The 21,715-nt window shown below is 31.5% G+C and carries 20 protein-coding genes; 1 reads left to right on the top strand and 19 read right to left on the bottom strand.

Going from position 1 to position 21,715, the window contains the following annotated elements; translation table 11 throughout:
- The first annotated feature begins 112 nt into the window (after window positions 1-112).
- On the top strand, window positions 113-1,066 hold the full coding sequence (locus tag OZP08_RS13665) for a hypothetical protein (protein WP_281322103.1): 954 nt from the start codon (window positions 113-115) through the stop codon (window positions 1,064-1,066).
- Window positions 1,067-1,070: 4 nt separating this feature from the next.
- On the opposite strand, the gene OZP08_RS13660 is transcribed toward OZP08_RS13665, so the two are convergent.
- From OZP08_RS13660 to OZP08_RS13570, 19 genes are all read right to left on the bottom strand, one after another.
- Complete coding sequence (locus tag OZP08_RS13660; RefSeq protein ID WP_268846650.1) at window positions 1,071-2,033, bottom strand: YeiH family protein; 963 nt, start codon at window positions 2,031-2,033, stop codon at window positions 1,071-1,073.
- A gap of 72 nt (window positions 2,034-2,105) precedes the next feature.
- Window positions 2,106-3,002, bottom strand: a complete 897-nt coding sequence (locus OZP08_RS13655) for a LysR family transcriptional regulator (RefSeq protein WP_281322102.1) — start codon at window positions 3,000-3,002, stop codon at window positions 2,106-2,108.
- Window positions 3,003-3,172: 170 nt separating this feature from the next.
- Window positions 3,173-5,200 (bottom strand): hypothetical protein, encoded by a 2,028-nt coding sequence (locus OZP08_RS13650; protein ID WP_268846649.1) that lies wholly within the window; start codon window positions 5,198-5,200, stop codon window positions 3,173-3,175.
- A 116-nt stretch (window positions 5,201-5,316) separates the two neighbouring features.
- Window positions 5,317-6,063 (bottom strand): 3-oxoacyl-[acyl-carrier-protein] reductase, encoded by a 747-nt coding sequence (fabG, locus tag OZP08_RS13645; protein ID WP_268846648.1) that lies wholly within the window; start codon window positions 6,061-6,063, stop codon window positions 5,317-5,319.
- A 256-nt stretch (window positions 6,064-6,319) separates the two neighbouring features.
- Window positions 6,320-7,270 (bottom strand): NAD(P)H-dependent flavin oxidoreductase, encoded by a 951-nt coding sequence (locus tag OZP08_RS13640; protein ID WP_281322101.1) that lies wholly within the window; start codon window positions 7,268-7,270, stop codon window positions 6,320-6,322.
- 178 nt (window positions 7,271-7,448) lie between these two features.
- Window positions 7,449-8,063 (bottom strand): hypothetical protein, encoded by a 615-nt coding sequence (locus tag OZP08_RS13635; RefSeq protein ID WP_268846647.1) that lies wholly within the window; start codon window positions 8,061-8,063, stop codon window positions 7,449-7,451.
- Between the two features lie 14 nt (window positions 8,064-8,077).
- Window positions 8,078-9,043: a hypothetical protein gene (locus OZP08_RS13630; RefSeq protein WP_281322100.1), complete on the bottom strand. Its 966-nt coding sequence runs from the start codon at window positions 9,041-9,043 to the stop codon at window positions 8,078-8,080.
- Between the two features lie 34 nt (window positions 9,044-9,077).
- Complete coding sequence (locus OZP08_RS13625; RefSeq protein ID WP_268846642.1) at window positions 9,078-9,503, bottom strand: hypothetical protein; 426 nt, start codon at window positions 9,501-9,503, stop codon at window positions 9,078-9,080.
- A 45-nt stretch (window positions 9,504-9,548) separates the two neighbouring features.
- Complete coding sequence (locus tag OZP08_RS13620; protein ID WP_281322099.1) at window positions 9,549-10,319, bottom strand: hypothetical protein; 771 nt, start codon at window positions 10,317-10,319, stop codon at window positions 9,549-9,551.
- A gap of 49 nt (window positions 10,320-10,368) precedes the next feature.
- Window positions 10,369-11,328, bottom strand: a complete 960-nt coding sequence (locus OZP08_RS13615; RefSeq protein ID WP_268846640.1) for a hypothetical protein — start codon at window positions 11,326-11,328, stop codon at window positions 10,369-10,371.
- 27 nt (window positions 11,329-11,355) lie between these two features.
- Window positions 11,356-12,519, bottom strand: coding sequence for a hypothetical protein (locus OZP08_RS13610; RefSeq protein WP_268846639.1), 1,164 nt, complete (start codon window positions 12,517-12,519; stop codon window positions 11,356-11,358).
- A gap of 12 nt (window positions 12,520-12,531) precedes the next feature.
- Window positions 12,532-13,338, bottom strand: coding sequence for a hypothetical protein (locus tag OZP08_RS13605; protein WP_281322098.1), 807 nt, complete (start codon window positions 13,336-13,338; stop codon window positions 12,532-12,534).
- A 299-nt stretch (window positions 13,339-13,637) separates the two neighbouring features.
- Window positions 13,638-14,192, bottom strand: a complete 555-nt coding sequence (locus OZP08_RS13600; protein WP_268846636.1) for a hypothetical protein — start codon at window positions 14,190-14,192, stop codon at window positions 13,638-13,640.
- Window positions 14,179-15,573 (bottom strand): tetratricopeptide repeat protein, encoded by a 1,395-nt coding sequence (locus tag OZP08_RS13595; RefSeq protein WP_281322097.1) that lies wholly within the window; start codon window positions 15,571-15,573, stop codon window positions 14,179-14,181. Before OZP08_RS13595 ends, OZP08_RS13600 begins: the two co-directional genes overlap by 14 nt.
- Before the next feature lie 94 nt (window positions 15,574-15,667).
- Window positions 15,668-16,897 carry a hypothetical protein gene (locus OZP08_RS13590; protein ID WP_281322096.1) on the bottom strand — a complete coding sequence of 410 codons (1,230 nt, stop codon included), beginning with the start codon at window positions 16,895-16,897 and terminating at the stop codon, window positions 15,668-15,670.
- 88 nt (window positions 16,898-16,985) lie between these two features.
- Window positions 16,986-17,945 (bottom strand): hypothetical protein, encoded by a 960-nt coding sequence (locus OZP08_RS13585; protein WP_281322095.1) that lies wholly within the window; start codon window positions 17,943-17,945, stop codon window positions 16,986-16,988.
- A 191-nt stretch (window positions 17,946-18,136) separates the two neighbouring features.
- A complete protein-coding gene (locus tag OZP08_RS13580) occupies window positions 18,137-20,065 on the bottom strand; it encodes a tetratricopeptide repeat-containing sensor histidine kinase (RefSeq protein ID WP_281322094.1) in 1,929 nt (642 codons plus the stop codon).
- Window positions 20,065-20,814, bottom strand: coding sequence for a LytR/AlgR family response regulator transcription factor (locus OZP08_RS13575; protein ID WP_281322093.1), 750 nt, complete (start codon window positions 20,812-20,814; stop codon window positions 20,065-20,067). Before OZP08_RS13575 ends, OZP08_RS13580 begins: the two co-directional genes overlap by 1 nt.
- Before the next feature lie 264 nt (window positions 20,815-21,078).
- Window positions 21,079-21,531, bottom strand: a complete 453-nt coding sequence (locus OZP08_RS13570) for a hypothetical protein (RefSeq protein ID WP_268846627.1) — start codon at window positions 21,529-21,531, stop codon at window positions 21,079-21,081.
- Between the last annotated feature and the right edge of the window lie 184 nt (window positions 21,532-21,715).

The following is a 21,715-nucleotide window of genomic DNA, read 5'->3' as shown; positions in this document are numbered from 1 at the left end:
TGATTAAATTAATGTTATTTTATTTTTTGAGGTTTTGTGTAAAAAATGGACACTTTTAAATAAAATTACAAAAGAACAATGTACTTTTGTAGTACTTTTTGATATTATTTATATGCGTTTTATTTATTCAGGTTTCCTTTTTATCCTATTTACTGCTTTCAGTATTGCCCAAAATCCAGAGGTTCAATTAAAAAATGTAAGCGATACAATTCTAAACACCAACAGAACACTTAAAATTAACGGTCCGATTAATGCCATGAAAACAATGCAAAAATTGTTTCCTGGAAAGTTATACCATTTTAGTGATCATAATGATTTTATAAGTTGGAACTGTAAAAGTTGTAAACCAAAGGCTTATGTTGATGTAAACGGGGAAGAAGGTGATCAATTATTCCCATATACAGAAGGTGTTGCTACAAGACTTCTTGCAGATATTGATTATTCTGATTCTAAAGGGAATCAATTTAAGTTTTTTGCATTCAATCATTCTAATTTTGATATGGATGGTTTGCAAACAGGTCGTTTTTCTGGCGGATTATTGGGAGTAGCAAAATTTGCTAAAAATGGCAACACTTGGGAAATGAAATCTTTTCAGCCAGCAATTGCCGCTTTTGGAGCCTTTGCTCAATGCCCAACACCTAAGCTTTTGCAAATTGGAGAAGATCAATATGCATTTACATTATTACATGTAAATGGCGGCGGTGGCGGTCCTTTTGCAGGGTATCTTTATCTTGTTGTTGGTCTTGATGGTAAATATCAACCTATTATGGAGGTTCCAGAGTATGAGCTAACAAATATTGAAAGCACAAGTTGGTCTAGTACCTATACAGTTGAAAAAAACACTACCAAAAAATATTTTAGAGATATAATCATTAAAACAAAAGGCTATTTTAATAAAGCTGCCAAAACTGAAGATGAATTTGAAGTTGATCTTCCGGCAGAAATAGCACCAATGGCTAAAACAAAAAAGTTATTTAATTTTGAAATTGAAAGACGTTTTTCATTTAATGGAAAACGATATAACCTTGTTGGCAAGCCAACTGTAAAGTTCTCAAACATTAAATAGTTGATTATTTTAGATAAATAATGGATGCTAATGCTAAACCTGCAATGCCTATCCAAAGCAATATGCCTTGAAGTAATGGTTTTAATCCAACTGATTTCAAAACTGAACTGTTCAACCCCGCTCCTATTAGGAATAAAGTAACTGTAAGTCCGATTTTTGAAATGGAAACCAAATAGGGAGCTACTTTTGCAACTGGAGAAAAATAGGAATTGCAAACCATTGCCAAAATGAATAGTCCAATAAAATATGGGATTTTCACTTTACTAGATTTATTTTTAAAAACTATTGCTGTTATTAATGCCACAGGTATAATCCACAAGGCTCTGGCTAATTTTACTGTTGTGGCTACCTGTAGGGCTTCTGTTCCATATTTGCTGGCTGCTCCAACTACTGAACTTGTGTCATGAATGGCTATGGCACACCATAAACCAAAATCGTTTTGTGACATTTGCAGCCAGTGACCAATAACTGGGAATACAAATAAAGCAATCGAATTAAGTATAAATATAACTCCCAACGCTACAGAAGTCTGCTTTTCGTCTGATTTTATTACAGGAGCGATTGCTGCAATGGCACTTCCACCACAAATGGCTGTTCCGCAAGATATTAAATGGGATGTTTTTTTCTGAATGCCAAACCATTTTCCTAATAGAGCACCAAATACTATAGTAATTACAATTGATCCAACGGTAAAGAGAAAGCCCTCTTTACCTGCTGCTACCGCACTATCGATATTCATTCCAAATCCTAGTCCTACAACCGAAACCTGGAGTAAAATATTTGTTGCTCTATGGTTTAAATGCAAAAATGGGTGTCCAAATAGATTGGCAACAACCAAACCTAATAACAAAGCTATGGGTGGAGAAACGATTGGGAATAAACAAAGTAATATTAGTAAAACAAAAATAGCTTGTTGTGCTGTACTATTGTTTTTTATAAAATTTTGGGCAATAACTATATTTTTCATTTGTAACGCTTATTTTAACACCACAAAGATCAGTATTAAACTCAATCATTACTAATCGTAAAATATAATACATTATAACTTTAAGTTATAGTGACTCGAAATGTTTTTTATAAATAGCTCGGAAAGAGAATCTGTTTTACCTTGTAACGTGATGATGTAAAAATAGCGCTCAATGATTAAATCCTTGATGTCTAAAATTTGCAATTCTTTGTTTTTAAGTTCTTTATCAATGGCGTGTATCGAAATAAAAGCAACGCAATTAGAATTCATCAGGTACGATTTTATACTTTCGGTGCTGCCTAATTGCATTTCGATCTGTAATTGATCAATTTTAAGATTAAATGGTTTTAATGCATATTCAATAACTTCAAGTGTTCCAGATCCTTGTTCACGCATAACAAACTGCAAGGATTTAAAATCTGTAGGAGTTATTTCTTTTTTTTGAGCTAATGCATTTTTTGAATTGCAAACCAAAACCAATTCATCTTTAATGAATTGTGTGTATTTTATCGATTGATTTTTGGATTGTCCCTCTACAATTCCAATTTCAATTTCTTTATTTAGTAGAGCATTTTCTATTTGTTCTGTATTTCCGTTTAGCAAACTCACTTTTACAGATTCTAATTTTTGATGAAAACGAGCTAATAATGGTGGAATTATATATTGAGAAATTGTGGTACTGGCTCCCAATCGCAACAAGCCTTTTCGTTCATTAATAAGTGCGCTCATGTCAAAATCGATTTCCCTGTAAATTTCAAAAATGTTCTTGGTATGTTTCAACAGAACTTCCCCAGCATTGGTCAGTGCGATTTTTGATCCGTTTCTTTCAAAAAGCTTGATTTTGTATTCTTCTTCCAGTTCCTGAATATGCTTGGAAATAGCGGGCTGAGTAATGAATAATTCGGATGCCGCTTTGGTAAAGCTCAATCGTGTTGCGACAGTGAAAAATACTTTTAGTCTAAAATCCATATTTGTATTTTATTAGCCATTAGTTATAAGTCAAAAGTCTAAAGTCAAAAGTTTAAAGTCAAAAGTTTAAAGTCAAAAGTTTAAAGTCAAAAGTTTAAAGTCTAGAGTTTAAAGTCTAGAGTTTAAAGTCTAGAGTTTAAAATCTAAAGTTTAAAATCTAAAATCTAAACTTACAACATTCCATTGTACTTTCTGACGAACCATTCGGTTGAAAGGAAAACTGCTATCAAAACCAATAACCATTTCCAATCAATCAAAGGAGATTTAGTTACAACGTCTTTTTGGATGGCTTTGTATTCCTCGTTTTCGAGAAGTGTTTTTATCAGTGCATCTATTTGATTCGGGTAAAAATCTTTTCCTTTGGTTTGAACTGCCAATTGTTTCAGTTTTTCAACATTGGCGTTGACGAATTGCTTTTCAATGTCAAAATCCAAAATTTCAAAATGCCCTGAATATGTTGTTTTAGAATTCAATTCTTTTACTGAAAAATTATAGCTACCAGCCAAAAGTCCGTCAAGATTTACTTTATAAGTGTTATTTCCTTTTAAGAGATCAAAGTTCTTGGTTTGTTTTGTTTTTGTGTTAGTTACAGCAATAGTCAAACGTGCTTTTTCATCAAAATCATAATTTTTGTTGAAATATTGAGCGTTTATTTCTATGGCTTCTCCAGTGTTGTAAAAGCTTTCGTGATTGACAATCAATGATTTTTTGGCATTATTAGAAGCCAGATATTGTATAATCTTATTGATAAAAACATCATATTTCTCAAAAGATTGGTTATCAATGTGGCTTTGTAGACTCCATTTCCAACTGTTTTCTCCAAATAAATAGGCTGTTCTTTTTCCTCTATTTTCCGTAAAAGCTAATAAAGGTGCATTGGTATCTATATTTCTGATTTTAGACGAAAGCAAAATATTGACTTCTCCATTTGTTGTTATAGAGCCAAAATCATTTTGCAGTGGTGGGAAATTTTCAAATCCTAAATTGTCTACTGCAAAAAGATTAAACTGAGAATCAAAATTGGCCAAATAATCTTCTTCCTGACCACTCATTTTAAAAATAAAATTATTCTGTTGTTGGTTCAGAAATGAAAAATCGGTGCTTGTACCAGTTATGATAAAAGTATTTAAATTGGCCTTACTGCTAGCATCAAAAATCGATTTGAAGGCCGTATTTGGTTGATATAATATCAGAACATTGTAATCTTGTAAAGACTTGACTTCGTTTGGCTTAACTAGTATTACTTTATGCTGTAAATTAGATTCTATAGCTCTTTTTAAAACACCAATATCCGGATGATTTATAGATGAAACTATTGCGATTGTTGTTTTCTGGTCAATAACTTCTACCGCAAAATTCTTGATGTTATTGAAGGTGTTTTTCTCGTTTTCTTTCGATTCAATTTTAGCTTTATAAATCTGCAAACCAACTTTGTTGGCTGGTAAAAGCAGATTTACAATTGCTGTTTTCTTTGATGCCGAAAAGGAAACACTCTGTTTATGCACTACCTCATTCCCTTGCATAATGCTAAAATTGGTAGTTAGATTTTTATTACCGGAATATTGTAAAAATACTTCGACTGGAAACTTATTCTTAAGAAAAGCATATTTGTTAACATTCAGCTGATTGATTTTTAGATCTAGAACTTTAATAGTATCGCCTAAAACCAATGGGTAAACTTTATTGTTTTCATCAAAACTATACACATAATCATTGCCTGTGGTTTGATTTCCATCTGTGATGAGAACTGTTGGATATAATTTGTTTTTGTTTATGCTTTTTAAATTTTTGGCAACCAAATCTAAATTGGTTTGGGTTCCTTTGAAAGTGTAATCATTTGATTGTTGAAAATCTGAATCAAATAGAAAAGATTGTACTTCGAATTTCTCTTGGATTGCTGCATTCGAAGTAATTTTTTTGGCTAATTCTACCGCTTTTTCTTTTGCATTCAAAAAAGAAATAGAACTCGAATTATCTACCACTATGGGTAATGGTGTTTTGATAATTTCTAGTTTATTGGTTGTGATAATAGGATTTATCAAGAGCAACAAAATAGAAAAAATACTAAGAAAACGTAAAAAAGTCAAAAACAAATTCACATTCGATTTGTTTTTGACTTTGTATAAATATTGAAAAAACGACAAACCACCGGCTATTAATAAAGAAAGTAGTAGTAATAGAATGGTGTTTGTTGTCATATAGTTGATTAAAAGATTGAAAGATTTAATGATTGAAAAATTTAAAGATTAGTATATTTCTTCAATCCTTTAATTTTTCAATCATTAAATCTTTTAATTATTCAATTATTAAATCATTAAGTAAGCATTCCTCCGCAAACATTTAATACTTGACCTGTTACATAAGCACTCATGTCTGAAGCGAAGAACAAACAAGCATTTGCTACATCTTCTGTAGATCCTCCTCTTTTCAAAGGAATTCCATCTCTCCAACCTTTTACTACATCATCACTTAATTTAGCAGTCATTTCAGTTTCAATAAAACCTGGAGCAATTACATTACAACGAATATTACGAGAACCTAATTCCAGTGCCACTGATTTTGAAAAACCAATAACTCCTGCTTTTGAAGCTGCATAGTTAGTTTGGCCTGCATTTCCTTTTACTCCAACTACAGAACTCATATTAATAATAGAACCTGAACGTTGTTTTAAGAATGTTTTTTGAATCGCTTTGGTCATGTTGAAAACTGACTTCAAGTTTACTTCTATAACTTGGTCAAAATCAGCTTCTGACATACGCATCATTAAGTTGTCCTTAGTGATTCCAGCATTATTTATCAAAACATCTACTGAACCAAAATCTGCCAAAACAGCATCTACAAAAGTTTGTGCTTCGTTAAAATCTGCTGCATTAGATTGGTAACCTTTTGCTTTTATTCCCAAAGCATTCAATTCGTTTTCTAAAGCTTGTGCTGATTCTACAGATGAACTGTATGTAAAGGCTACATTCGCGCCATTTTTTGCAAAAATTTCTGCAATACCTTTTCCAATTCCGCGACTTGCGCCAGTAATAATGGCAACTTTTCCTTCTAGTAATTTCATATTCTAAAATTAGTTTATTTTTTTATTAGGAGCTATTCCTGCTATTCGCTTCATATGCAATTCACTGAACACCAAAATAGTTATTAAATTGGCGAAGTACTTTTTACTTTTTCAAAGCAAAAAGTAATGCATATTTACTCCTATCAGGACTAGTTTACAAAGCCCAAATATAATAATAAAATACTTAATGAAAAAAATTACAAATTCAATTAAACCATTTATAAAGAAATAGGGTCTTAAATGAGATTGCTAAAAATTACACGCACAAATGATTAACTATTTTTGAGATAGGGTTTATTTCGGTTGTGTTTTCAATGGTTGGTCCTGCAACCCAAACGGTTTTATAAGTAACTTGTGTTGCAGCTTTAGTAACCGCATTTGATCCCATGATATATCGAACCATTTTTACCCATTTTTTTAAAGACTTATTTTTATTTAAAGTCTTCTCCAACCAACTTTGTTGGGTTCCCACTTTCTTTACATAGGGTGTATTTATAACGGTACATGGTGTTCCGGATATTTTTTCGGTCAGGACAATGTCTTTGGCACCATAATCTACACAAGCTTGCTTGTATTCTTGTGAAACTCCAGACTCTATCGAGGCTATAAAAGGACTCCCAACTGAAACGCCTACTGCACCATAGGATAGCATTGTTTCAAGTTCATGTTTAGTGCCAACACCTCCCGCAGATATAACAGGTAATGAGGTGTTTAAATTTAATTCTTTAATCAATTCATTGGCAGGAAGAGATCCCCTATGTCCTCCCGCTTGATTGTTAACTGCAATTAAGGCGTCAGCGCCTAAACTTTCTACTTTTTTGGCAAAAGCCAAGTCTGTTACATCACAAAAAACTTTAATGCCAACCTTATGAGCCTCTTTTATGGTTTCCTCTGGTGATCCTAATGATGTGATTATAAAATCAACTTTTTCCTCGCACAGTACTGCCAGTTGATCTTTGTATTTTATATTCGATTTATTTACAATTAAGTTATAACCAAAACTTCCGCCTTCTACTTTGGCTGCTTTTAGTTCTTTGATAGAAGCTCTCAATTCATCTAGTGTGCGGTAATTTAATGCAGGGATGCAACCCGCAACGCCTGATTTCATTCCTTCTATTACCATTTTTGTATTGGAAACCAGAAACATTGGCGCCATTATCAATGGGTGCTTAATATCTAAAAGTGTCGTTAGTGTTGGCTTTGTCATTGCTTAAATGTTTTTTATTAAGGCAAATGTAATAAAATATACTATGCACGCCTAGTATTTTGATTTTAATGCAAAACTGCAAGTTTTGATCAAGACCAATACCGCTTGTTTTCAAGTATATAAAGATAATTTTGCTTTTATAAATTTGAAACTTTTCTCGAACTATTTATCTGGTTTTCTATTTCATTTTAGAAATTGATCCATCCAGATTGATTAAGTATTTTTCGAGTACTCTTTTAGATTTGGTAGTATAGGTAATATTATAAATGATTATGTGTAAATCCTTATTGATTATAAATGACTGATAGGTTTCATCCTCTGGCGTTGCGTAACCAATTGATTCCCATGAAATTATTTTTTCGTTTTTTACATTTATTAATGTCTGTGAATCAGAATCTCCGTAGGTGCAATATACATAGGTGTCGAAATCTTTTCCTCCATTATTAATCTGAAATACCTCGTCGGGATTGTCCTCATTGTTTGAGTAAATATACTTTTTGATTGTTTCCAGCTTCTCCCCTTTTACTGTTGGATATCGCTGTGCGAACTTTGCTTCATCTGTATTGGCCAGTTTGTTTTTTTGCTCAAAATCAAAAGGCAGATCAACCATGTGGTTTTGTTCTATAGGCGTCTTTGTTGCTGTACTGGCAATATCCGAATCTGTTTTTCTATTATTAAGGATGACAAAAGAATCATCTTGGAACTTATTCTGACTTAAATCGTTTGTTTTGTCTTTACAGCTAAACAGTATAATGACCAATAAAACAACGGTTGGAAAAACCTGTTTTTTCATCTTTTTTAAATTGTTTATTTTATTCTTTCTTTTACTCTTGATGGAATCCTTTTTGTGTCTTTGCCACTTTCCCGCATTAATGATTCGTATTTTTTATAGGATTCCCTGGCATTTTCAAATTGCTTCATACCCCATTGCGCATCGGCTAAGTTTAAATAGGCCACTACTCTGGTAGGCTCTTTTTTTATGATAATCTTTAATAAAAAAACGGATGCTGCTTTATCATGTTCTGTAAAGCCTATATAATAAGCGAGGTCATTGTATTGTTTTATATTTGATTCATTTACAGGAATGTTATAAACCATTTCGGCCAGTTTGTCAAAGTTTAGATTGCCACTTTCTTTGGTTACCGTTTTTGTTTCAGCTGCCTTTTTATATTCTCTATACAAGATATTAAATTTTTCTTCATTATACTCTTTGAATAATTTAAGCTGTCTTGCTCTTAATTCATCATTTTTTCTATTTTTCCCATCTATTGAATACGAGAAATCCTGATAGGCAACATCTATAACCGGCAGGAAATCTGAATCGATTGTTGCGCTTGTTTTTTTATATAGAATCCAGCTGTCTATTTCATCATAAAATTTGTAGTAGTTTGATTCTGTTGTTTTAAATGACCCGCAACAAGATGCTCCTACCAGTATCTCCCCTCTTCTAGGATTTGAGATAAATAAATTCTGAAGCGGATTTTCTATCGTTTCGAAATCATCAGTAACTACTTCAAGCATTCCTTTTTTTACATAACTCTTCCCGTCATTTAGAAAAATTGTAAGGACGTTTTTTTCCTGCTGTGTATTATCTCTTATGATATAATCCTCAAGATCATCATTATTAAAATATCCTTTAATTTTTTCTTCTACTGGGGTTATTGCCTCTTGATGTGTTTCCTTTCTATCGCTGTTTGAACTCTTTACTTTACAGTAAATTGTTGTACTGAAAAAGAATAAAATAAGGCTGTAGATTATGATGTTTTTCTTCATTTTAGTAAATGGTTTTCAGTTGAATCTTATTTCATTATTCTGATTTTATAAATGACAAGTACTTTTCGTCACATTGTGTAAAATGGGCATATCTATTCATTGAATTTCCATAATTCTGAATTTGGATTTTATTTTCATTGTATATTCCCTCCATTTTTCCAAAAGCCAGATAGACAACATCATCTGTTTTTTGTTTTTTAACCGTGCCTTTTGAAATTATTTTGCTTTTATCATAGATTAAAAATGAATAGATTCCTGCTTTCTTTTCTATTTTGATCTTAAATCTTGAATTTTCACAAGATTCCAGTACATAGACTCCTGTAATTTCCTGATCTGTAATATAATGCATAGCTGCTGTAGGTTTGTTTTCAGTCAGTTTTATGCTTTTAAAGCTGGTCAATGATAATACCACAACCATTATTATTGTACTGAATGCTAATTTTTTGCTTACTTTTTTCATTTGCTATTTTTTAATTTCCAAGAATCAGTTTGAGCTTTCTTTACATCAATAGGTAACAACATTGTAGTTTTCATCTATCTTAAAATATCTTGTTTCTTCACCCCCTAGGCTGCCAATTTCTTTGTACGATAAAAACGCATCTTTATTAGCTTTAAGTAACAGAAAGTATTCTGATTCACCTCTTGTAACGGAAACAATTATTTCTGTTGAGCTATTATCTATTTTGATAAAAAAGCATTTATAACTCTCACCTTCATAGCCTATTGAAGTCAAATATTTTTTAGTCTTATCTGTTGGACTATAACTGTTTCCTATTTCGTTTGGTAAGTTGTCCGTATAATTTTTTAAGTCAAAAGGTACTGCCATTGTTTTATATGGTTTTTTGCCAGATACGAGTACGGTTTCTTTAGGTTTTGGCTGATTGGATACTCTTTTATGATATAGTTTGTTGCCTATTTCTAATATTTTATCTCTTATTAGGGAACTTTTATCATTTAGGATGTTTTCCTTGTTGTTTTTTAGATGTATACTGCTCAAATTTCCATTTTCATCTCCTTCAAAAATGTAGGTTTCAAAATATTCATCTTCGATTTTCTCGTTAATGTACTGTGTTACTTTATATTTTATTTCGACTAAACTTTTATTGCTTTTTCGGGATACTTCATTATAAGTCATGGCACAGCCTGAGCCACAATCTACTGTAAAGGATTCGTTGTTTTGATTATCACTTACTTCTTTAGGGTTGTTTTCATTGTTGTTTTTACAACTCAACAGTGTTAGTATTAAAAAAACGGATGCAATTATTCTTTTGATCATTTTCTGTTTTTTTGAGAATATATTGTAAAACTCATGTTGCTAAAAGTTACTATTTACGAATTTCAAAATCATCTATTTTCCAACCGTTTTTTTGTTTTACCAATGTAAAAACAGCATTGTATTTTTCAGTTTTCTTGTCTTTGAATGTGATTTTCCAATCTTCATTAATAGTTACCTGTTCTCCAAATCTTCCTGTACCACCTAAGGACTTTATATCTATAATACTTTGATATAAAGACAGATTACTGTCAATCTTCTTTATCATCTTTTCGGTGCAATATTCTTTTGCGGTTTCTATTTTTTGCTGTCCAATTGCATAACGAAAATAATCTGCAGTTTCATTTGGACTTAGTGTTGAAACCCAGCCAACAGAGTTTCCATTGCTAATTAATTCGCAAGCAATAGTTCCGTTTTTACTCGTAATGGTTACAATCTCGTCTTCGTATTTTACAGTAATTATTGATTCCTCATTGTTCTCTTTTTTGCCCTGTTCTGTACGTTTAATGATTTTGACAACTCTATTTTGATTATCATATTCATTAAAGATGCTTTCTGTACGGTTGTAGTCATCACCAACAAAATATTTCTTCTCATACTGTAACACAAAGCATTTGGGGTTGTAAACTGTTTTTATTTCTTTGTGTACATTATAGTTTCCGAATTCTGTTACCGCTTCAATCATTGTATTGTTTGTATACAAATATTTTGCACGTTCCTTTTTTGGGTATGAGGCAGTATCTTCCTTTTGAATCTTCTCCCAATCTTTTTTATATGAAAAAAAGTTATTTAAATCAGTTTTTTTGTAAATAGTACCATTAATCTTCTCAACAAAGGTATCCTTATCCTTAAAATTCAAAAATTTATTGGTTCTGAAAACTTCATAAGCTTCTGTTGAAAGTTTTTCATTTTTTGAAGGAGAATAAAATTCAACATCCATTTTAGGGCTTTCCTGGGCGCTACATTTGATTATAGATGATAATAGTAGTGCAAAAATTAAAATGTTTTTCATGAGTGCTTTTATTCAAGTGTATAATCGTCAGTTCTTTTTGGGTCTGATCATATATATACCTGTGTTTTTAATTATAGGTTCTATAGTTCCTGTGTTGCAATCCATCTTACTGCCTAAATCCAGACCGTAATTTATAAATACTACTTTGGTATTTTTTCTGAGATTTATTGGCAATTCATATAAATACAAATCATTTCTACATTTTGCATTTAAATAATATTTTATCGCTTTTTCCTTAAAATACAGTTTGTCAGTATTATATGCTAATTGATAATAAGCTGTATTTAGAAATGTGGGATTTATCCAGTCTGGTAAATCCCAATAATCGCCTGTATAATGATAGGACTCTTTTTTATGAGAAACGATTTTGACCTCGTTTGTTGTTTGATAATCTAATTTTTGCTCCTTTAATATTTGAGTATAATAGGTTTTTAAATATTCATCATTAATTATTTGGCCATCCTGTTTGGTTGAATAAATACCGTTTTTGTTATCTTTTAGTACCATTAATCTTTTATCTGAAAATTTAGCCGGAAAATTTTCAAAGTCTATCTGACCAATAATATCATTCTGCTCCAATGATAATTGATGTGTAAATCGATGCTCGTCTTTTTGAGAAAACAATAAAATCCATTCATTATTTACTTTGAAATACATAGGAAAGCAATTTCTTTCGGAATCAATATTACGGCCTGTCTCATAAATCACTAGTTGTGCATCCCCATAGAGTTTTTCGAATATTGTTTTAAAATCGGCATTACTCATTTCGTTTTTGCCATTGAGCGTTTTAGAGAAAGTAAAATACTTTAATTCGTTACCCGAAAAATCATATACTCCATTTTCTGCAAATACATAGGGTGCAAAGTTTGCGAAGTCAAAAACTGATGTATATTTTTCTTTTGACAAATCTGCCGAAATCATAATATTTCCCTTAGCATCTATCTTAGTTAACCCTTTATTATTTGCTAAATAAAACTCATTTTGTATACTGTCATACAGTATAGGAAAACCACCATTTGCAGATACAATTTCATAATTATCAGATTGTACGGTATCTTGTAGACCTTTGAAATTTTGATACTCTTTTGGTCTGAAAATATCAGCAGTGCTAAGGTTTGTCAAACTACATTTGTCGATACACAGCAGCACAAAAATGATTAGTATAGCAAGCATGATAATAGTTTTTCTCATAGAGGTTATTTCTTAAATTTCGGCTTTGTAATAAAAATAATCTCTTAACTCTTTTCCATTCTGGTCAAAGCCGACTGATTTGAAAGCTTTTATATAAAACACATTATTGCTTTTCCATTTTATTTCCTCAATAGAATCTCCTTTTTTTGAAAAGCAGCTTTTATATTCTGTTAAAAATTTAGTTGGATCAATTTTATCGCTTACTTCTAGAATTACAATTGAGAGGTCTCCTGATTCGTATTCTGGATTTTGAAAGTAAACTATGTATTTGCCATCTGGTGACAGCTCAGGAACTGAAACACTGGAATCTCCCAAGGAAATGATTTTATATTGAAAATCGTTTGATGCATCCAGTAATTTCATTTCTGAAAAACCCAAATGATCTGCCGTGGAAAGTTCTTGTATAGCAACGAGATTTAGACTTGCACAGTGTCCAAAATATTGAAAACCGCTCCAGCCTTCATCTCCTTTGTAGTCTCGATATTTTTTGAATTCATATTTTTGTTTTGCTCCCTGTATGTAAAAAAAGTCTTTGTTGCTCTCAATTTTATTTTTTTTGAAACTATTACTCAAAGGGATTCTGTCATATTCTGCTTCATCAATGCTATCCAGTTCAAAGTGTGGCAGACCGTCTAATTTTTCCTGATAGCCAATCTCTACAATTTTGCTATCACTTTTAAGTTTTTCTTCTTTATTAATGCTTACATTTTCCTTAGTATTAGGCCTCTTATTTTGCTGAACTAATGAAGTTTCAGCTTTTTTCGATTCTTTGCATGATACAATCAGTAGCAAAACAAAAATGAGATATTTTGATTTCATAATGCCTCGTTATTATTTCTGTAGTTTGTCAATAATTTTTTTTCTCTGAAAGGAAGCTATAGATACAGCCAGAAAGCAAATCATAATTATTAGCAAGGTGGTATTGGATTTGCCATACAGATATTGACTTGCTATGCAATACATTATTTCGCAAGAACTTACAAACATTAGTAAGAATATGAAAATTTTCTCTTTAAGCGGTATTGGCTGTGATTTCATAGTTGGTCAGATTTTTTTAGCAATTAACAGTTAATAATTAAATATTTAAATGGCATTACTGTATTAAAAACTTTGAGATATTAAAAACTTTGTGGTAGATTATAAATAATCAGCACTAAGAGAGCAATTATTGGATATCCCCAGACTATTATTTTCCTGAGCAAAAGCATTTTATTTAATTCTGTGAATAAACTAATTAAACAGATCAACCAAATAATGGGCATTATGAAAGGAAAAGGCAACAATATCATTGAGATTGGAACCCAAAATTTATCTATTCCATAGTCATCATCATACCATCTGGTTATGAAAATCGGGTTTAGCTTTTTTTCTGTCAGTGCCTTTTTGAAAGCCTGCTCGTTATGAAACTCTTCTATCTTATTTGTTTTTTCATTAATAATATAGAATATCTCCTTTCCTTTTGCAATTGTATGACCTTTGTAGAAATAAAACTCATTAAACCAAACACTTGAATCATCTATAGTAAGCTCTACGATTCTGCCGATTCCACCGTCATGGTAGAGTTTGTTTCCATAAGGAGTAGCATCCTCCCAAGCTGAAAATTCTCCCGCAAAACAGGTATTAGAGAAAGCCACAAGTGCAAATAAATATATTGAAATCTTAATTAATTGCATCTTTCCAAATGATTATAATTTTATCAGAATAGTAATAGTTACCCGTTTTTATTAGTGTGTTCAAGGTTTCTGCGTTAATCACAATTTCAGGAAACTGTGATTTTGCATCTTCTATGAACCGTTTCTTTTTTTTGTTTTCTCCAAGCAGATGAGCTGTGAGTATTCGTCCGATGTGAGTATCTATATTCTTGTCATCGATCTTGAAAGACGCTTCAAATTTGGCCTGTGCCTCTTTGTAAAGCTCTTCATCCAGCAAAAGATATCCGTAGTTACTCATTTGCATACTATCACCAGTATTTTTACTTAGATATTCATTATAAGCAGCTTCTGCCTTTTTATAATCATGAAGTTGCTGATAAATTAGTGCCAGATTTGTTAATAAAATGCTCTCGTTTGGATCTAGTTTTAGTGCTACTTCATAGTCTTTGATAGCTGCTGAAAATTCTCCTTTTTGCTGATAAAGTCTTCCTCTTTGTGCACGATATCCATAAACATCAGGGGACTTAACAATTAGCCTGTCATAAATTTCAAGAGCAGTTTTCCAATCTTCTATTTGCTGATATGCCTGACCTGCATAGAAAACTAAGTCATTAGCAAAATCACCAAAATCATCTCCATAGCCATCTGGGCTACCTAAGCGATAATGATAGAGTTTGTAAATTTCTATAGCTTTTTGCGGATTAGGGACTTCAATTAGGCATCTTATATAATTATGGTAAATTCTAACGATGATGTCCCTGTCATATTGAATTGCCTTTTCGTAGTTCTTTATCGCATTTTCATTATCGTTCAAAAAATAATAATTATTGGCCATCATCTCATAGAATTCAGGATTAGCTCGATCCATTTCAAGTGCATACTTTATTTCATCCGTAGATTCTTTGTATTGTTTTAAATGAGCCAAACAAAGCGCTTTTAATTGATGATATTCAGGATTTTGAGTATTCATTACTATAGACTTATTGACTGTCAAAAGTGCATCATCGTATTGCTCTTTATTATAAAGTTCAAGCGCAGTATCATATAAAATTTCAGGTTCTTGGCTTGCCGAAGCAGCTGCAACTGCAATATCATAATGAGGTTTAATATTTTCGTATTGCACAGCTTCAGTTTTAGTCAAAACCCTGAGTGATTTTATATTACCCGTATGCTCTTCGATTCCTATCTCGTATAAATTTTCTTTTTTAGAATAGGGTTGCAGTAATATGCTGTATTTAGCATAATTAGGATTATTTTTTGCCTGTATAAAACATAGTTTGGAATTAAGGCCCAACTCCACAACAATTCTACCGGTTTCTTTACGAAAACTGCGGATATAATTGATTTCTTTTTGAATTTTTTCTTGTCCTGTACTTGCTAATGATGTAAGGGTAAGAAACATAAAAAATATAAACCTCATAATTGGTGTTAGTTATAATTGAATTTGATAAATAGTAAGCTTCATTGTTCCTGATGATTGTTCAGATTGCTAAAAATTAATTCTCATAGAAATACTCATATACTGTAGTTAATTTATTATCTGCATCATAATTGTATATCATCTTAGTACACTTATTAGAATTAATTAATGCGATAGATTTAAATAAGATCTTATCTTTATTTTTTAATATAAAAATGCTCTTATTTCCTTCTTCATATCTTATATTTTCAGAAAGTAACACGTTGTCTTTTAGGTCGTAATTCTTCAAATTAGAATAAAAATCTTCCTGTTGATTTTTATATTCGTACTGAAGTTTTTGAGTATCATCGGACTCTTCAATAACACGTCCCCATTCATCGTATTTAGAAAAAGTGGTTCTTACCAAATCTCCGCTCCCGTTAAATGTTTCTTCCTTTATGCACTGAAATTTGTTATTTAAATGATATACTTTAGAAATCATTGCATTTTTTCCATCCACATTAATGATGGTACATTGGTTTTTTCCGTACTTATAGACATATTTAGACTTCACTCCTTTTGCATCTCTTTGCACGGTGCTGTCAATTAAATTGTACGGATTTCGATAATACATAAATTCGGATTGTAGTGCGTCATTTATAAAAGTCGTGTATTGTTTTTCTAATCCGTTTTTGTCATACAAAGTTTCTGATCGCATAATACACTTTGTAGTTTTGGTACTATCGTTAAAAGTTTTAGTAATTACTTTTCCACTAAGACAACTTAAATTGGATGAGGCTTTAGGAAAAATTAAAATGTTCGAGTTTTTTATGAAACGAGTTGCATAATTCTCATTGATTTTAAATTTTTCCTCTAGTTTTTGTCGTGATTCTTTCTGACGTTTTGCAATCTCTTCTTCTCGCGTTTTAACACACTCAATTTTATCATGAAAAGGAACCTTGAAATAAGATTCATATGCTTTAATATAATTATCCGGATTGGTTTCTATAATTGGTTCATCAACACCATTAGATAATATCATCCCAGATTTGAGTTTAGTACCATTGTTGTTAAAATAGTAATAACCATAATTCTTAAATTCAAAGACATAACTATCATTAACACGAAGTACATGCACCTCTTCTATTGATTCAAAAGCCTCAGCAAATCGCTTATATATGGCTAAATGCTTTTCGGATTCATTAGTCTCTCCAAAACTGAAGAAAACTAGGCTTACCTCTTCTTTATTATCAATCTCATAAAGTTCAGCATCAGGCTCTGTGCTATTGGTAATTAGTTTTTTAGAACATGCTGACAGCAATAGCATGCAGGATAGAATGCAGATTAAATTCCTTTTAATTTTTAAAATATTGCTTTTTTTCAACCTTTCCATTTTTAAATTTATAATCGTTCGTTTATTCATCACCAGCACAATTAGCAGTGAAAATACTTTTCTCGATTATTTTGAATGGTTTAATCTCGATTTTAGTTGGAGGAATTTTATCATATTGGTATAAAATTCCTTTGCTATGATAAGCATCCTGCTTTTTTTCGGGATGTAGTTCTTCATCCTTTTCGTAGTTGTGCTTTGAGACATAAGCGTTTTTTGATCGGTCAAACGAGTAATCGCGTGAAATATTCATTGATGGCTCGTCAAAAAGACGGTAAGCGGGATTAAAATAAAGGGTGTCTTTTGGTTTCATCTTTTCGCCCATTTTTATAATTTCATCCATTTCTTTTCTTAGTTTGTCAGTCATTTTCATTTTTCCAAACTGCTCTAAGTCTTCAACTATTATTCCTTTTTCAGTTTTGGGAAAAGGATAAATCATTTCATAATTATAGTGTCTCGGGTCATTATAAACCGCAATAAAATCATTGTATTTGTTTATTGGAAAACTATATGTATTTCTCCGGTCATAATCTCTGATATTCTCTGAAACTACATCTACAAAAGAAATGACATCGCTTTCCTTATTAAAATGCTGAAGGTAGGCACTTTCAAAGCAATTTGGATTCTTGTTGAAAACCCGTTGCATTGCATCAGAATTATCTTTTCCTATAAAAGTTTCCTCTTCCGAAAAACCATCAAATTTTATTTTATAGCCTCCTTTAATATTAGGGTTATATCTCCCATATAATTCAAAAAAATGCTCAGGATTATGAGGATTCAATATAAGCTTATCGTTCTCTATATGCCAATTGCCTTGGAAAAAAGTCGCATAAGCAACTATATAGAAAATATTATTTTCTGCTAAAACCAAACGAGCATCTCCTGAAACACGATAGCACCCAAGATAAGGTTGCAAATTCTGAGCAAATGAACTTAGCGATATTGTCAAAATCAATAATAGGGTGTTTAGTCTTTTTTTTATCATAGGTATTGTTCTTAAATTATTCAACCTAAGTTGCGATTTGCTAATAATGAAGCTTTTATTCACTATACTTTGTCTGAAAATTTAACCAATTTGAATACAAATTTTAGAAAAAAGACAATGCGAATTTATGTAAGTATAAATTCGCTTGATATGATTCGATATTCGCAAAGATTCTTTATAAATGCGTATTACTATCTCTTATTCTTTATAGGAAGAGTAAGCAAAACTAAAGTTCCTCGGCTATTAGAAGAAATTTCTATATTGGTCTTTATCGTGTGTTCTTTTGCCAATATTTCCAAGCGTTCTTTGGCTATAGTCCCCGATAATGACTGATGGTTAGCTTTTGTGTTTGATGCAACGTTATACCCTTTTCCGTTGTCTGTGATTTTGACCCACAATTGACTTTTCAGCAAATGAATTTCTACCGTAATTAATCCTTTATCAGAATGATTACCAATGCCGTGAATAATTGCATTTTCAACAAAAGGCTGAATCAGCATAGGAGGAATTAATAATGCCGAAGTATCTATATCTGGTGATATTATTTCGTAATCAAATGAATATTCAAAGCGCATTTGTTGCAAGCTCAGATAATTTTCTATGGCTTCAAGCTCTTGGTCTAGCGGAACATAGTTTTTTCGGCTTAACTCTAAGCTGCTTCGAAGCAATTTGCTGAACTGACTTAAATATTTTATTGATTTTTCTTTTTCATCAAACCTGATAAAGCTTTGTAATGCCGATAGAGTATTAAAAATAAAATGAGGTTCCATTTGTGTTCTCAGCAATTGTTGCTGCAATAAAACTTTCTCTTTTTCTTGTTTCTGTCTTTTCTGACGTTGGAAAAAATAAAGCAGCATAGCCCAGGAAATGGCAAGTAATGCTAATAATCCAACGATAAGCAACAAAAACTCATTGTTCTCAAGACGTTGTGTAGTATGATCTATGGTTTTATTAAGCCCATAAATAGAACGGTCCTTTGCCTGCAATTGATAAATAGTTGCCATCTCTTCTGTGGCCTGAATACCTGAATTTCTGAGAATAGTATCTTTTAGATCTGATAGTTCATCCGCTGCTTTTTGAGCTTTGAGATTATCTCCTGTGGCAAAATAATAGTGCATTTTGGCTCGCTTATTGAGACACTTTTCATAAAACGATAGTATGTCTAAATACTCATCTTCTATTTTATCAGACTGTTTGATTAAGTCTTCAGCCTCTGAGAATTGTTTGGTATGAACCTGCAAATCTATAAGATTTGCTAGAGTGATGTAGATATTTTTTATTGTAGTTGGTCTTTCAGGCTCAGCCAATAAACTTTCTGTATCGTATTGTTTTACCAAGTTGTAATAACGTATTGCCTCATCATACTGATTGGTTAATGAGTAATAATGCGCCGTATGCTCATTGGTAAATCTAATTTGTATGGAATCATTAGTCTTCTGAGAAATTTGCTCTAATTCCTTTAGATAAAAAAGAAGAGAATCTGCCTGACAAACTTTGCTTTCCTCACAAGAGGTAAATAATTGCGAATACGCGCGAAAACGGTATTTATAATGGTCTATCGGTAACTTTTTCAGAATCTTTAAGGCGAGTTGATTTTGCTGAATCGCCTTTGGATACTGGTTAATTTTATTATTGTCCTGAGCTGCATTGAGCAAGCAGATTACCTTGGCCAACGGTTTACTCTCAAGCGAATCATCATTCATGATTATCGCAGCAGATTTATTAAAATAATATACAGCCTGATAAGACTTCCCTTCAAGTTCTGCAATTAAACCAGCACCGTTGTAAATAGTAAACTTAAGCTCATTAAATTCTTTATGACTTTCTATTAAATCTAAAGCAATATTGATGTGATTTTTGGCACTATCTATATTCGATTTTGCCGAACTTTTTGCAATTTGGTAATGTATAAAAGCTAAACTAGGACTGCTTTTAGAGAAATCTTTTTGTTTCAGTTTACTTGTCCAGAAAGCTAATTTATCGACCTGTTGGTTTTGGTCCAGGCTATCATTGATAGACTCTAGTTTTTTTAATAATTCCTCTGAGGTAACTGTTGTTTTTTCGGGTTTCTGCTGACAAGAAATTACCAAAAGCAATAAAAAAAATGCAATTCTATTCATTATCTCAAAGGGTTTAAATGATCCAAAATAAACTCTTTTCTACGCGTAGCAACAGGAATTTCGGCAAGATTTTTCATGACCATTATACCGGTCTTTAAATATTTGTCAATAAAGTTTTTGTTCACAATATAGGATTGGTGCGTTCTTATAAAAAAATCACTTGGCAAGAGATCTTCGTAATATTTTAAAGGTTTAGAAGCGGTTACTATTTTATTGTTTTCTAGGTAAATTTGGGTATACGAACCTTCTCCAGAAAGGTATATGATTTCATTCAGCCGTATCATCTGTAGACAATCTAGTGATGTGATGCAAATGCTGGAACTCATTTCGATAGATTTTACGGAACTATGCTCTTTTAAGACGTTAATCTGATTTAAATAATCAACACGTTTTACTTTTCTGATTTTTTGAATAGCAATTGAGAATTCTTCGTTGTCTATTGGTTTAAGGAGATAATCTAATGCTCCGTACTTAATGGCTTTTATGGCAAAATGATTATAGGCAGTGATAAAAATGATATGAAAAGTGGGATCTTCTAATTGATTCAATATATCGAAAGCAGTACCGTCAGCCAACTGAATATCCATCAATACTAAATCAGGCTTTATGCTTTTTATGATTTGTAATGACTCTGCTACTGAAGCCGCTGTGGCTTCTAGTTTTAAGCATTCTTCTTGTGAAACAAACCATTCTAGTTCTTTTCTTATGGCAGGTTCGTCTTCTATAATTACAGTTTTTATCTGATTCATATATAAATATTGGTTGCTAAACTTAGGAGGAATTAGCAAGTCTTTTTTTATTTAGCTGATATTTAAATTAATAAATGATTAAAATTAGATGTGATTAAAGCACTGCCCATTTATAAATCTTTCATTAACTTATCCTACAAACTTAAGTCTTTTCTTTTAAAGAGATTAACTATATTTTTATAATAAATTGGGCTTTATTAACCGCTTGCCTATTATAGAAAAGCGTATAAATATGACACATTAATAGAACTCTTATAGACAGATTTACTTATTCGATTTTCTATAAAATGAAATTCTCTCAAAGAAATTATGAAATACATAAATAAAGATTGATCCAATTGTAAAAATTGGAATGGTTGCTAAACGAAAACCCTCTTGCCAAACATTGGTATAAGTGCTCCATGAAGCTTCTCTTTCTATGAATATTTCGGTATCTATTATCAGCCAAGTAGATATGAGAATGAAAGCAGTAATTGTTGTTTTTATACTCTTTTTCGAAATGAATCTAAAAATGAGAAGGTTTATGATAAAAATTAAAAGTACTGGTAATAGTGAAGAAAGAACTAGATCTAAAGAAAAATCACAATCTAAACATGCAGAAGAAACTCTTAATCTATAATCCCATAAAGCCCAGTAACCCTGCACTACAGTGGCAAAAGAAACAGAAAATAAAAGAATTAAGATTCGTACTGCATTAATACAAAATTGACTTTTCATTAGAGCAAAATTTTTGATGCGAATATATAATTTTTGTAATCTAATTAGCTCTCAACATTGCGTGAAATTTAGCTTATTAATCAGCATAAACGGTTTCAAAATCAAAACCATTTATATTACCATTTGATATTTAGTTGATTATGGTTTAAGAATCAATATGTTAACTTAAAATTAACAAAGTTAA

It is taken from the genome of Flavobacterium aestivum, assembly GCF_026870175.2.
GTDB lineage: Bacteria > Bacteroidota > Bacteroidia > Flavobacteriales > Flavobacteriaceae > Flavobacterium > Flavobacterium aestivum.
This window is presented reverse-complemented; position numbering and strand designations above follow the sequence as displayed.